The organism is Peptostreptococcus sp. MV1 (genome assembly GCF_000758885.1).
Lineage (GTDB): Bacteria > Bacillota > Clostridia > Peptostreptococcales > Peptostreptococcaceae > Peptostreptococcus.
The window spans coordinates 12,969-26,792 of the sequence record NZ_JRNB01000047.1 but is presented as its reverse complement, the minus strand read 5'-3'; the positions used below and the strand labels follow the sequence as shown (position 1 = coordinate 26,792).

At 38.7% G+C, this 13,824-nt stretch carries 13 protein-coding genes and 1 other annotated feature (1 of these 14 cut by a window edge); of the genes, 1 reads left to right on the top strand and 12 read right to left on the bottom strand.

Going from position 1 to position 13,824, the window contains the following annotated elements; all coding sequences use genetic code 11:
• Positions 1 to 67 (bottom strand) — a binding site (T-box leader) (it extends 141 nt beyond the left edge of the window).
• A 73-nt stretch (positions 68 to 140) separates the two neighbouring features.
• From HMPREF1639_RS03470 to HMPREF1639_RS03425, 10 genes are all read right to left on the bottom strand, one after another.
• Positions 141 to 1,430: an ATP-binding protein gene (locus HMPREF1639_RS03470; RefSeq protein ID WP_036763269.1), complete on the bottom strand. Its 1,290-nt coding sequence runs from the start codon at positions 1,428 to 1,430 to the stop codon at positions 141 to 143.
• A 202-nt stretch (positions 1,431 to 1,632) separates the two neighbouring features.
• A complete protein-coding gene (locus HMPREF1639_RS03465; RefSeq protein WP_036763266.1) occupies positions 1,633 to 2,460 on the bottom strand; it encodes an exodeoxyribonuclease III in 828 nt (275 codons plus the stop codon).
• Positions 2,461 to 2,532: 72 nt separating this feature from the next.
• Positions 2,533 to 3,726, bottom strand: coding sequence for an elongation factor Tu (tuf, locus tag HMPREF1639_RS03460; protein ID WP_036763263.1), 1,194 nt, complete (start codon positions 3,724 to 3,726; stop codon positions 2,533 to 2,535).
• Positions 3,727 to 3,941: 215 nt separating this feature from the next.
• Positions 3,942 to 6,008 (bottom strand): elongation factor G, encoded by a 2,067-nt coding sequence (gene fusA / locus HMPREF1639_RS03455; RefSeq protein WP_036763261.1) that lies wholly within the window; start codon positions 6,006 to 6,008, stop codon positions 3,942 to 3,944.
• A gap of 39 nt (positions 6,009 to 6,047) precedes the next feature.
• On the bottom strand, positions 6,048 to 6,518 hold the full coding sequence (rpsG, locus tag HMPREF1639_RS03450) for a 30S ribosomal protein S7 (RefSeq protein WP_036763258.1): 471 nt from the start codon (positions 6,516 to 6,518) through the stop codon (positions 6,048 to 6,050).
• A gap of 228 nt (positions 6,519 to 6,746) precedes the next feature.
• Complete coding sequence (gene rpsL / locus HMPREF1639_RS03445) at positions 6,747 to 7,169, bottom strand: 30S ribosomal protein S12 (protein WP_007788509.1); 423 nt, start codon at positions 7,167 to 7,169, stop codon at positions 6,747 to 6,749.
• A gap of 295 nt (positions 7,170 to 7,464) precedes the next feature.
• Positions 7,465 to 8,739: a nucleotide sugar dehydrogenase gene (locus HMPREF1639_RS03440; RefSeq protein ID WP_036763255.1), complete on the bottom strand. Its 1,275-nt coding sequence runs from the start codon at positions 8,737 to 8,739 to the stop codon at positions 7,465 to 7,467.
• Positions 8,740 to 8,757: 18 nt separating this feature from the next.
• Positions 8,758 to 9,231: a 2-C-methyl-D-erythritol 2,4-cyclodiphosphate synthase gene (gene ispF / locus HMPREF1639_RS03435; protein WP_036763252.1), complete on the bottom strand. Its 474-nt coding sequence runs from the start codon at positions 9,229 to 9,231 to the stop codon at positions 8,758 to 8,760.
• A gap of 78 nt (positions 9,232 to 9,309) precedes the next feature.
• Entirely contained in the window at positions 9,310 to 10,008 is a 699-nt protein-coding gene (gene ispD, locus HMPREF1639_RS03430) for a 2-C-methyl-D-erythritol 4-phosphate cytidylyltransferase (protein WP_052045402.1), read from the bottom strand.
• 1 nt (position 10,009) lies between these two features.
• A complete protein-coding gene (locus HMPREF1639_RS03425; RefSeq protein ID WP_052045401.1) occupies positions 10,010 to 10,720 on the bottom strand; it encodes a helix-turn-helix transcriptional regulator in 711 nt (236 codons plus the stop codon).
• Between the two features lie 285 nt (positions 10,721 to 11,005).
• Between HMPREF1639_RS03425 and HMPREF1639_RS03420 the strand changes: the two genes are divergently transcribed.
• Positions 11,006 to 11,557 carry a flavodoxin family protein gene (locus HMPREF1639_RS03420; protein WP_036763250.1) on the top strand — a complete coding sequence of 184 codons (552 nt, stop codon included), beginning with the start codon at positions 11,006 to 11,008 and terminating at the stop codon, positions 11,555 to 11,557.
• A gap of 103 nt (positions 11,558 to 11,660) precedes the next feature.
• Here the strand turns inward: HMPREF1639_RS03420 and HMPREF1639_RS03415 are convergent, their stop codons facing one another.
• Positions 11,661 to 12,197 carry a hypothetical protein gene (locus HMPREF1639_RS03415; RefSeq protein WP_036763247.1) on the bottom strand — a complete coding sequence of 179 codons (537 nt, stop codon included), beginning with the start codon at positions 12,195 to 12,197 and terminating at the stop codon, positions 11,661 to 11,663.
• Positions 12,198 to 12,297: 100 nt separating this feature from the next.
• The gene (locus tag HMPREF1639_RS03410) at positions 12,298 to 13,524 is read right to left on the bottom strand and encodes an aminopeptidase (RefSeq protein ID WP_036763244.1); all 1,227 of its coding nucleotides are present in this window, start codon (positions 13,522 to 13,524) and stop codon (positions 12,298 to 12,300) included.
• Between the last annotated feature and the right edge of the window lie 300 nt (positions 13,525 to 13,824).

The window sequence follows — 13,824 nt, the reverse complement described above, 5'->3', positions numbered from 1 at the left end:
GATTCACACCAACCATCCATTCTCTGAAGACAAGATTTAACCTACTAGGCTCCATCATCGCCCTTAAGTCTATATGTGTTTATTATATACCTATTAGGTATCTTTTTCAAGCCTATTTTACACTATCTTCACTATCTTCACTATCTTATGCACCAAGTGGCATATAATGGAACACTCTTAATTCCATCCTCATATCCGAAATTTTTTGTTGAAAGTCTTATAGCCTCAGCCCCATACTTTTTCATAAATTTATCTAGACTTTTTGACCTAGTTCTCTGGCCTGATTTTACTTCTATTGGTATAATCTCACCTTGTGAAGATTGATATACAAAGTCTAGTTCTGTATTTTGATTTGGATTCCAATAATAGGGTTCCACGCCACTTGCGACTAATTCCTCAAGCACATATAACTCTGCCAAAGTCCCCTTATATATACCTAGTATCTTGTCATCTACAAGCACTTTTTCATAAGGCATATTTATCATTCTCGAAAAAAGTCCCACATCTGATAAATATACTTTAAAAAAACTAGGTTCCCTATAGGCAGCAATTGGGATGCTTCCCTCGCTTATTCTTTCAAGCTTATTAATAATACCTGACATTTCCAACCAATGAATTGGGTATGCATAGTCTTTAGCCCTGGCTCCAGACTTTATTACGCTATACTTAAACTTTTTATTATCCTTGCCTAAATGCACAGGTATACTCTTGAATATATCATACAGTTTTGTAGAATCTTCATTAGATGCATATTTCTGCATATCAGCAATATATGAATTATTTATTAAATTTTGCACCTGCCTAACCTTATCCAAGTCATTGGTGGATATATAGGTGTAAACCGCCTCTGGCATACCGCCGACCAGCAAATATTCCCTATATAAACCAAGAGCCATATCATGCAAGGGAAAGTACTCATTCTTCTTATAAGAACTCTCTATCATTTTAATAATTGAAGATTTGCCTTTTGCAATCAAAAATTCTTTAAATGTCATAGGTCTCATTGTCTCCAACTGCACCTTACCTACAGGAAACGAAAACTCTTCACGATTCATATAGATTCCAAGCATACTTCCTGTAGCTATAACATTATACAAATTATCAGACTCCTCAAAATATTTCAAAGATGTTATCGCCCTCTCACTAGCCTGGACCTCATCAAATATAAACACAGTATCCTCATTAACTTCTACATCATACAATACACCTATAACAGCCACAATTCTATCCGGATTAAGGTCATTTATAAATATATCATTCAAACTTTTATTTTCTTCAAAATTTAGATAAACCACATTTTTATAGTTCTCTCGTGCAAACTTCCTGACAATATAAGTCTTACCAACCTGCCTAGCCCCTTGAATTAAAAGGGGCTTCTTATTTTTATTTAACTTCCAATTCAATAGCACCTTTTCAAAATCACGCTTCATCATCTACCACCTCTTTCGGTAAAAAATGTTATATGTATCACTTTTTATCAATAAAAAATGTAATATACTACACTTTTCATTATATCACCAATAAGAGAAATTTACTACACTCGTCTCTCAATAACTGAAAAAGTTGCATAAGCTTGTAGTGGATGGTATTCATAATAAACTCTGCATGGTCCTGTACATTATATTTAGGTATTTAGAGGTCAACCTCTAAAAGAATCGGAGTATGGTCCTGCCTTGCCCCAGAATCAATCATCTCTGATACCATAACCTTATCAGCCACATCCTGGCTAACTATCCAATAGTCAATTCTCCAGCCTGTATTATTAATCTTGCTAGTCTTGACCCTCTGAGCCCACCAAGAATACACATCCTTGACATCTCCATGAACCTGCCTAAAAGTATCCACAAATCCCCTAGCAAGTAGGTTGGTAAAGCCTTCTCTCTCTTCATCAGTAAAGCCCGGAGACCTGTGATTATTAGCTGGGTTGGCAAGGTCTATTTCCTTATGGGCGACATTATAGTCACCACAGGCAAGGACTGGCTTGATCTTGGCCAAACCTTCTAGGTAGTCTGCATACTTGATATCCCAAGCCTGCCTATCTTCCAACCTCTTTAGGCCGTCGCCAGCATTAGGTGTATATACCTGAGTTACATAGCAAGAATCTAAGTCAAGAGTGATAATCCTCCCCTCATAATCCATTGTATCAGGAGCCCCTATCTCAGGATATGTAACCTCAAGTTTCATACCCTTTTTGTATAGGAACATGGTACCTGCATAACCCTTTCTAGCAGGTTCAACAGATGACCTCCAAACTAGGTCATAAGCTTCAAAGATTTCTTCTAGGCACTCAATGTGCTTTTTTGTTGGTCCCTTGGCAGACAACTTAGTCTCCTGTAGTGCTAGGATATCCGCATCCATACCAGCTAGTTTTTTTAGTACATCCCTAGACAACAAGGCTCTAGCAGAATCACTTGTTAGGGCTGCATTTAGGGAATCTATATTCCACGAAATTAATTTCATAATTACCTCCTATATATTTTAAAAAAGAGAGTGCTTTTGCACTCTCTTTATATATACCAAATAATATAATAATTATTCAATTATAGAAGCAACAACACCTGAAGCTACAGTTCTACCACCTTCTCTGATGGCGAATCTAAGACCTTCTTCAACACAGATAGAGTTGATTAGGTCAACTTCGATTGTTACGTTGTCACCAGGCATAACCATTTCTATACCTTCTGGAAGCTTACACTCACCAGTTACGTCAGTTGTTCTGAAGTAGAACTGTGGTCTATATCCATCGAAGAAAGGAGTATGTCTACCACCTTCTTCTTTCTTAAGAACGTAGATTTCTGCCTTGAACTTAGTATGAGCGTGAACTGTTCCTGGCTGAGCAAGAACCTGTCCTCTTTCGATTTCGTCTCTCTGAACACCTCTTAGTAGAGCACCGATGTTATCACCAGCTTCTGCCTGATCTAGTAACTTTCTGAACATTTCTACTCCTGTTACTACAACCTTTCTTGGTTCTTCAGTTAAACCAACTAGTTCAACTTCATCAGAAACCTTAAGAACACCTCTTTCAACTCTACCAGTTGCAACTGTACCTCTACCAGTGATTGAGAATACGTCTTCTACTGGCATTAGGAATGGCTTGTCAACGTCTCTTTCTGGAGCTGGGATGTATTCATCTATCATGTTGTAGAATTCTACTATCTTTTCACCCCATTCAGAATCTGGGTTTTCAAGAGCCATTAGAGCAGAACCTCTAACTATTGGAGTATCATCTCCTGGGAAATCATATTCGTTAAGTAATTCTCTAACTTCCATTTCAACTAGTTCAAGAAGTTCTTCATCGTCTACCATATCACACTTGTTTAGGAATACAACGATGTAAGGAACACCAACCTGTCTAGAAAGTAGGATATGTTCTCTTGTCTGAGGCATTGGACCATCTGTTGCAGCAACAACTAGGATAGCACCGTCCATCTGAGCAGCACCTGTGATCATGTTCTTAACATAGTCGGCATGTCCTGGGCAGTCTACGTGAGCGTAGTGTCTAGCTGGAGTTTCGTATTCAACGTGAGCTGTAGAGATTGTGATACCTCTTTCTCTTTCTTCTGGTGCCTTATCTATGTTAGCGAAGTCTACTGCTTCACCTAACTGATACTTGTTGAATAATGTCTTTGTTATAGCTGCTGTTAATGTAGTCTTACCGTGGTCAACGTGACCGATTGTACCAATATTAACATGTGGCTTATTTCTTTCAAATTTAGCTTTTGCCATTTTAAGTTTCCTCCCTTAAGAAATTAATATTTATTTATTGGAGGGCGGAATCCACCCTCCTTTTTATTCTTTATAAGTATATCACTTTTATACTTATTTTTCAACATTTCATTAAAAAATCTGATGATTTTTTGAGTCTATAAACGGATTTACGACCCTTTTTTACTTTATAAAGTTCAAGTCTTGGCTAGTCTATATTAATTAGACTTTTAAGACTACTTACCTTCTGTTATCTTTTTAGCAACAGATGCTGGAACCTGTGCATAGTGGTCGAATATCATAGTGTAAGTTGCTCTACCCTGAGTTGTAGATCTAAGGTCTGTAGAATATCCGAACATTTCAGATAGTGGAACGTGAGCTCTAACAACCTGAGCACCATTTCTTTCTTCCATACCCTGAATCATACCTCTTCTAGAGTTAAGGTCACCCATAACGTCACCCATGTAATCGTCTGGAGTAACAACTTCAACTGCGAAGATTGGTTCAAGAAGAACTGCATTACCCTTCTTCATTGCATCCTTGAAGGCCATAGAAGCTGCCATCTTGAAGGCCATTTCTGATGAATCGACTTCATGGTAAGAACCATCGTATAATTCAACAGCAACGTCAACAACTGGGTAACCAGCTACGATACCTGACTGCATAGCACCCTGGATACCCTGATCAACTGGACCAACATATTCCTTAGGTACAGATCCACCAACCGTCTTGTTTTCGAACTTGTATCCTTCGCCTGGCTCAAGTGGGTTAACTCTGATCTTAACGTGACCGTACTGACCTCTACCACCTGACTGCTTAGAGTACTTGTACTCAACATCAACTGGAACTGTGATAGTTTCTCTGTATGCAACCTGAGGAGCACCAACTGTAGCTTCAACCTTGAATTCTCTAAGTAGTCTGTCAACGATGATTTCAAGGTGAAGCTCACCCATACCACCGATGATAGTCTGGCCAGTTTCTGCATCAGTTCTAACTGTGAATGTAGGGTCTTCTTCAGCAAGCTTCTGAAGAGCTACACCCATCTTTTCCTGAGCTGCCTTAGAAGCTGGTTCTATAGCAACGAAGATAACTGGTTCTGGGAATTCCATTGATTCAAGAATAATAGGCTCATTAGGATCGCATAGTGAATCTCCTGTAGTTGTATCCTTTAGACCAACTGCAGCAGCTATATCACCTGCATAAACTTCTGTTATTTCTTCTCTTGTATTGGCATGCATCTGAAGGATACGACCAATTCTTTCTCTCTTATTCTTTGTAGCATTTAGTACATAAGAACCAGACTCTAGCTTACCAGAGTAAACTCTAAAGAATGCTAACTTACCTACGAATGGGTCAGTCATGATCTTGAATGCAAGAGCTGAGAATGGTTCATCATCTGATGCATGTCTTTCACTTTCTTCACCATCTGGTAGGATACCCTTTATAGATTCTATATCAGTTGGAGCTGGTAGGTAATCTATAACAGCGTCTAAGAGTAACTGAACACCCTTGTTCTTGTAAGCAGTACCACATAGTACTGGGTTCATTTCACAAGCGATAGTAGCCTTTCTGATAGCTAGCTTTAGTTCATCTATACTTATTTCTTCACCTTCTAGGTACTTCATCATTAGGTCTTCATCAGTTTCTGCAACTGCTTCTACCATGATTTCCCTATATTCATTAGCCTGGTCTACCATGTCAGATGGAATGTCTATAACTTCGATTTCAGTACCCTCGTCGTTCTTGTAGATACTAGCCTTCATAGTTAGTAGGTCTATGATACCTGTGAAGTTGTCTTCACTACCTATTGGTAACTGTATAGCTACAGCATTAGCCTTTAGTCTTTCCTTCATCATTCCAACAACGTTTAGGAAGTCAGCACCCTGTCTGTCCATCTTGTTTACGAATGCGATTCTAGGAACACCGTAAGTTTCAGCCTGTCTCCATACATTTTCTGACTGAGGCTCAACTCCAGATCTGGCACAGAAAACTGCTACAGAACCATCTAGAACTCTTAGAGATCTTTCAACTTCTACTGTAAAGTCGACGTGTCCTGGAGTATCTATAATATTTACTCTGTGACCATCCCACTGACAAGTAGTAGCCGCAGAAGTAATTGTGATACCTCTTTCTTTTTCCTGCTCCATCCAGTCCATCTGAGACGCACCGTCATGAGTTTCACCGATTTTATGAGTACGACCTGCATAGAACAAGATTCTCTCTGTAGTTGTAGTCTTACCTGCATCTATGTGGGCCATTATTCCTATATTTCTAGTCTTTTCCAATGGAAATTGTCTAGCCATTTCTTTCCTCCTTAAATTATTTCAAACTCAGTTTGATGACTACCATCTGTAGTGAGCAAATGCCTTATTAGCTTCTGCCATCTTGTGAGTATCTTCTTTCTTCTTGACTGAGGCTCCTGTGTTGTTAGCTGCATCTATTATTTCCTTTGCTAGCTTTTCGACCATTCCCTTTTCGCCTCTAGCTCTTGTATATTTTACTAACCATCTAAGTCCTAGAGTCTGTCTTCTGTCAGCTCTAACTTCGATAGGCACCTGATAGTTGGCACCACCAACTCTTCTAGCCTTAACTTCTAGTACTGGCATGATGTTTTCCATAGCCTTGCTGAATACTTCTAGAGCATCTTCTCCAGTTCTTTCAGCTACTAGTGCGAACGCATCGTATACTATTCTCTGTGACTTTCCTCTTTTTCCGTCATACATTAAATTATTTATTAACTTTGTTACTACCTTACTTCCGTACATTGGATCTGGTAAAACTTCTCTCTTTGGAACATTACCTTTTCTTGGCATTACGCTTCCCTCCTTAATTATTAAAGTTAAATCATAGGTACTCGACAATGTCTGCCGTGATGCCATAAATATATTTATTTAAAGCATCGAACTATAATCAATTGCTGATTTCCAGCTACTTGTCTGTTCATATTATGGCTTGAACCCGCCCTGGGCCTAGCCCTCTCCTTGACCCCCAAGTCAAAGGTATGGGTCAAATCTAGTCGCTATCTAGTAGTTATCTCTAACCTACTTCTTAGCTTCCTTTGGTCTCTTAGCACCGTACTTAGATCTTGACTGTCTTCTAGCGTCAACACCTGCAGTATCTAGTGTACCTCTTAGGATATGGTATCTTACACCTGGTAAGTCCTTAACTCTACCACCTCTGATCATAACAACACTATGTTCCTGTAGGTTATGACCTTCACCTGGTATGTATGCAGATACTTCTATACCGTTTGTAAGTCTAACTCTGGCAACCTTTCTAAGGGCTGAGTTTGGCTTCTTAGGTGTTACTGTCTTTACAGAAGTACAAACACCTCTCTTCTGTGGAGCACTAATATCAGTGGCCTTCTTGTATAAAGAATTGTAGCCCTTCTGAAGTGCTGGAGCAGTAGATTTCTTTTCTACAGCTTTTCTACTCTTACGTACTAATTGGTTGATTGTTGGCATCAACTGCACCTCCTTTTGTTAAAATTTTCGATCTTGTTAATTGATCGCCAACCTGACCAATATGCTTAGCATATTGATTAATTGTTTTGATGCTTTTAGTCTTCACTAAAAAGGTATGCAATCTGTAGATTACATACCTTATAATTTTATCACCTCACAGGCCTTGTGTCAACTAGTTGTAGAATAATTTTTGGAAAATAGAATTAAGTGGATCTTCACATCCATCAATCACTATTATTTTCCTTTTTTTCAATTCTCACACATCAATTCCCTGTCTTTTATTTAATTTTTTTTACTAATCTCTCTTAAAAAGATCTCTCGTATATACCTTATCAATTACATCATCAAGGCAAGAATCATATCTATTTGCTATTATACTATGGCTAATCGACTTAAACCTATTTATATCATTTACTATCTTACTTCCAAAAAATGTGGTTCCATCTTCTAGGCTGGGCTCATATATAACTATAGTAGCTCCCTTAGCCTTTAATCTCTTCATTACACCTTGTATAGATGAATGTCTAAAGTTGTCAGAATTAGACTTCATAGTCAACCTATAGACACCTACTATACATTCCTTCTCATTTTCAAGAGAATATTCACCATGACTGTTGTAATCATAATAATCAGCTAAGTTCAAAACCCTATCAGCGATAAAATCCTTTCTAGTTTTATTACTTTCTACAATAGCGGACATCATATTCTGAGGTACGCTATCGTAGTTTGCTAATAGTTGCTTGGTATCCTTGGGTAAACAATAGCCTCCATATCCAAAAGATGGATTGTTATAATGGTTGCCTATCCTTGGATCTAAGCAAACACCCTTTATTATACTCTCTGTATTTAAGCCTTTCATTTCGGCATATGTATCCAACTCATTAAAATAGCTAACCCTAAGTGCTAGATATGTATTTGCAAATAGCTTGACTGCCTCTGCCTCTGTAAATCCCATCGATAAAATCTCTATATCTTCCTTAATAGCACCCTCTGCCAACAAGTTGGCAAATATATTACTCGCTTCAACAAGATATTTATCATCCTTATCTGCAGACACTATTATCCTAGACGGATACAAATTGTCATACAATGCCTTGGACTCCCTCAAAAATTCTGGACTGAATATAATATTTCTAGTATTATATTTTTTCCTTATAGATTCAGTATATCCAACTGGTATAGTAGACTTAATAACTATAATAGCATTTTTATTAACTTCTAACACATTTTCAACAACAGACTCCACAGATGATGTATCAAAATAATTTTTTTGTGCATCATAATTTGTAGGTGCTGCTATAACAACATAATCTGCATCCTTATAAGCATAATTCGCATCCAAAGTAGCAACTAAATTTAAATCCTTATTAGATAAATAATTTTCTATATAATCATCGTGTATAGGGGATTTTTTGTTATTTATCATATTCACCTTTTCCTCTATAACATCAACGGCTACAACGCTATTAAACTGGGCCAAAAGTATAGATATAGACAAACCTACATAACCAGTTCCAACAACAGCTATATTATAATACTTTTTCGATTTTTTATTTTCTAAAACATTCATCCCTATACACCCCTCTTTCTATTTTTCCACCAACAAGACTATAGCCTGTGATGATATTCCTTGTCTGGCACCGGTGAAGCCTAGTCCTTCTTCTGTAGTTGCCTTGACGTTGATACTAGTCCTGTCAGTATCCAGTAGCCTAGCAAAATTATCTACCATACTAGACAGGTGAGGAGCCATCTTGGGAGCCTGGGCTATAATCGTACAATCAGCATTGCCTAGCCTGTATCCCTTCTGGTCCATTAATTCCTTGGCATATTCCAAGAGTCTTAGACTGTCTGCCCCCTTGTACTTTGAGTCTGTATCAGGGAAGTGCCTGCCTAGGTCTCCCTCTGCTAGGGCCCCAAATATTGCGTCTATCAGGGCATGAGTCAAGACATCGGCATCTGAATGGCCAAGCAGCCCCTTGTCATGTTCTATCTTGACACCACCTATTATGAGGTCCCTACCCTCTACCAACTTGTGTACATCGTACCCTATCCCTACTCTCATTATCTTCCTCCTTATTACTACTAAATCCCCGGCAATTGATTTACCGAGGATTTTTATAAAATATATATAGCCTGTTTCTTAATCAAATATATACCTAGCCTGCCTTATATCTTCTGGCGTTGTAATCTTGTTGTTCATATATGAGCCCATTATCATCTTGACCTTGTGCCCGTACCTCTCTACTAGGCTGGCATCATCAGTCCCCAAAAAACCTTCCTGCCTAGCCCTTGTATGTGCCTCCCTTATCAGGTCAAACCTAAATGTCTGTGGCGTCTGAGCACACCATACTAGACTCCTGTCAGGTGTCTGGACTACTCTATTGTCTGAGTCAACTATCTTGACTGTGTCCTTGCTAGGAACTCCTACACATATAGCACCGCAGTCTAGGCTCTCCAAGATTGACCTAGTGATTATATCCTCATCGACAAAGGGCCTGGCCCCGTCATGTATCAGGACTATATTGGTGTCGTCTGAAATGGCTCCTATACAGTTGTAAATAGAGTCTTGCCTCTCAGAACCACCGATTACCTTGACTATGTTCTTGAACATATATTGTTCTATAATTGAATCTATCTCTTCCTCATCCTCTGCCCTGATGGCTAGGACTATCTTCCTAATCATTGAATGGTCGTAAAACCTAGCTATGGTATGGGCTATTATTGGCTTGCCTGCTAGGTCCAAGAGAATCTTGTTCTTGTCAGACATCATCCTCCTGCCAGCTCCAGCAGCTAATATTATTGCGTCTGCCCTTACTTGGTCTTTTCTTATCTTTTCCATATCAATCACCTTCTACACTGTTTGATGCCATGCTAGACTTGAAGGCTGATCCCGTCTTCCTAAAGTTACCCGGAGATATACCTACCGTCTTTGTAAATACTGTAGAAAAATAGCTGACATTCCTATAACCGCACTCTTGGCTAATCTCTGCTATATTCTTGTCCGTCTGCAAAAGCAGGTTTCTGGCACGGTTTAGCTTCCTAAAATTCACATAGGCACTAAAGGTATAGCCTGTCTTTTGCTTGAATAACTGCGATAGGTAGCTCTTGTTGATATGAGCACACTCCGAAGCCTCTTCTAGGCTGATAGGTCTTTGTATATTGTCATCTATGTACTTGAATACGCTCTTCAAGGACGGATTGACCCCTAGTATATTGTGTTCCAACATTTCATCATAATACTGGCCAACTATCATACTTGCAGTTGACACAAAATTCTTGCTCGTTATCTTTTTATGCATCAATATTGTACAATGATAGCAACAACGTTGCAAGGAAATATTATGTGTAAAAAGCGTGTAATAGTAGATAGCATATATCAGGCTATTTAAAAATACCCTGTATGCTACAATATTTTCACTATCTATCCAGTCTCTAGACATTTTTTTGAACTCTCCCATGGCATTTTCCATATTACCCCTTGCCAGATTCTCGCACAGGGCCCTATAGTCTATTTCCATATCGAAGCTGTCCAACTGCATTATACTATGCATAATAAAATCCCCCCTCTTTATACAAGTCTTCCCCAACTAATAGACTAGATGAGGTCGACCTATATAATCATATCTGATATAATCCTCTATTTATAAATGCAGACAAAATTCATGCCCCTTATACTTTCATTTATTATTATATATCATACAGAAGGCAAAAAACAGGGTCTAAAAGCAAAAAAACCTAAATATAGTTAATAAATTAATAAATATAGTTAATTGATTATAAAATTCAATGTGGTAAAATATATAGTATAGACGGTCAAAGGACAAGAGGAGGATATTATGAAAATTGCTATAGTATATGGATCACTAACAGGAAATACAGAAAGATTGGCCAAGGGGGTATTTGATAGAATAGCTCCTGAACATGAAAAGGCCTTATTCAATATAAAGGACAATCCAGACCTATCAGACTACGATGTAGTTGGATTTGGATTTTGGGTTGACAGGTCATTCCCATTCAAGGCTATGAAGGAATTAATCTCCGAGACAAGAAACAAGGAGGTATTCCTAATGGGTACTATGGGCTACTTCCCAGACTCAGACCACGGCCAGGCATGTATCAAGAACACTGTAGGCCTAGTTGACAAGTCTTGTAATATCATGGGCTACTTCATATGCAATGGTAAGGTAGATATGAGATTGCTAGAGAGAATAGCACAGATGAAGCCTAAGAACATGGGCGAGGAAGTATTTAAGAAGCATATGCTTGATGAGAAGAACCTGATCAAGTACAAGATGCTAGGTGAGCATGTCAACGATACAGACATTGAATACTGCTCTGCTAGGTTCAATGAAAGAGTTGCCATGAAGGCCGCTATTGATAGTTTATAATTTCAATATTTAAATATATGGAATTATGATTCCCCAAATTCCTACCGACATAATTTTATATTATGTCAAAAAAGCGACTAATCCCCAATTAGTCGCTTTTTTGTTATTTGTCTCCAAATTTTATTTCATTTATCATATCCATCCACTTACCAGTCTTGCCTACGTAAAACTCATAAGTATTGCCCTTTTTCATAGTGACCCTAATACCGTCATTGGTAAAAGGAGTAGGCTTGAACCTCTCTATTGACTCAGCCTTGGCTATGGATAGTCTAACAGCCTTCTTCTCTATTAGGTCTGGGTCTGGAGTGTTGGCAAATATTATCATCTTGTCTGTAAGGTATAGCCAACCCTTCTTTATCTTGCCGTCCTTCATTTGAGCCTGGGCATCATATTTCAGAATTCCCTTTTGATTCATCTTTATTGCAAATATCCTCATGTTGGTAGTGTCGCTTCTTCTCCTATTGAGCATCCAGCCTGTCATGAAGAAGGTTCCTCCCATTAGGACAAATACGTATAGGAAGTAGTTTAGGTTGCCCATAGTCAGACCTTCCTTGCTAAACCTGCCTACATTTAGGGCCACTCCAAAAAGAAGACCAACTAAAACAGACTTTTGCAGTTGTTTAAATACATCTGTTGTCATTATATTACCTCTCTTAAATCTTGATGGGAAGTAAACTGTCCAAGTCCACCTCCCACAATATTATTTATAACTTATTCTCTATACTCCAGTTTTAGACTAATTAAAATGCCCAGTTACCATCCTTAAATATCTGGAATTCCTGACCATCCTGCTGGATACCTACTATATCCAAGTCCTTGTCACCTATCATAAAGTCCACATGGGTCATGCTGACATTGATTCCTAGACCGTCCTTGTCCTCTTCAGCTATATTTGCCCCATCCTTGACACAAGAGCTGTAGGCAGCCCCAATAGCCAGGTGGCATGAAGCATTCTCATCAAATAGGGTAGTATAGAAGACTATATCCTTGTTGGAAATCGGTGAATCATATGGCACTAGGGCAACTTCACCTAACCTAAATGACCCTTCATCAGTCTCTATCAAGTTCTTTAGGTTGTCCCTGCCAGTCTTGGCATCAAAATCCACAACTTTACCAGCCTCATACTTAATCCAGAAGTCCTCAATCAAGCTACCAGCGTATACTAGTGGCTTGGTAGAATGGACCACACCGTCCACCTTGTACTTGTGTGGCATACCATATATCTCCTCTGTTGGTATATTTGGATTAAATAGGTTGCCCTTTGGATCCTTGGCAGCCCCACCTAGCCATATATGATTATCTGGCAGACCTATCACTAGGTCAGTCTTTGATGACTTGTATCTCAACTCCTTGAAATTCATCTTGTTCATAAAGGCTGTCTTTTCCTTTAGGTTCTTATTGTGGTCATGCCAAGCTGCCACAGGGTCCTCAGTTACCCTAGAGCAGTCTAGGATATTCTTCCATAGCTCTTCCATAGCCTCACTATCAGCAAGGTCAGGATGAACCCTCTTGGCCCAGGCTAGAGATGGTACAGCCACTATAGACCACTTGACCCTATCATTAAGTGTATATGATCTCCACTCCTTCAAATACTTGCCGGCCTCCTTCTGGAAACGTCCTATCCTATCAGGATCAACCCCCTTCATAAGGTCTGGGTCATTGGCTATAATAGACAGGAAGGAACCACCCTCCTTGGCAATCTGAGTGTACTTGTATGACTGCCATTCAGGATACTCATCAAAGGCCTCTCCTGGTGCATTTAAGTACTTGACCCTAGTGATTACCTCATCAGAATACTCCACATACACCTGCTTGGCACCAGCCCTATAGGCCTCCCTCACACACCTTCTAGCAAAGTCCCTAGACTCCACATCAGCCCTAATCAAGAGACTCTCGCCCGGCTGAACATTTATACCTGTCTTGATTGCCAACTCGGCAAACTTGTCAATTCTATTGTCTAAAGTCATATTAAAACCTCCTATTTATATTTTTGCTTGTAATTCAAAATATTATTTCCAACTAGTTCCTACAATACTGGCCCTGGTTTTATTTGTCGATAAATTGTCGACACTTCATATACAACCACATAAGCTTTTATACCCTCTACATAAAATATAATATCATATAGAGACTCCTATATCTACAAGCAATTCTTATTTTATATAGTCTTATACCCACCAAAGCACCTTGATAAAATAGGGGAGCCATGCTATAATTGTATTACAAAGTAATACTAAATTTAGTAAAAATATCTTAAAAAATCTTTT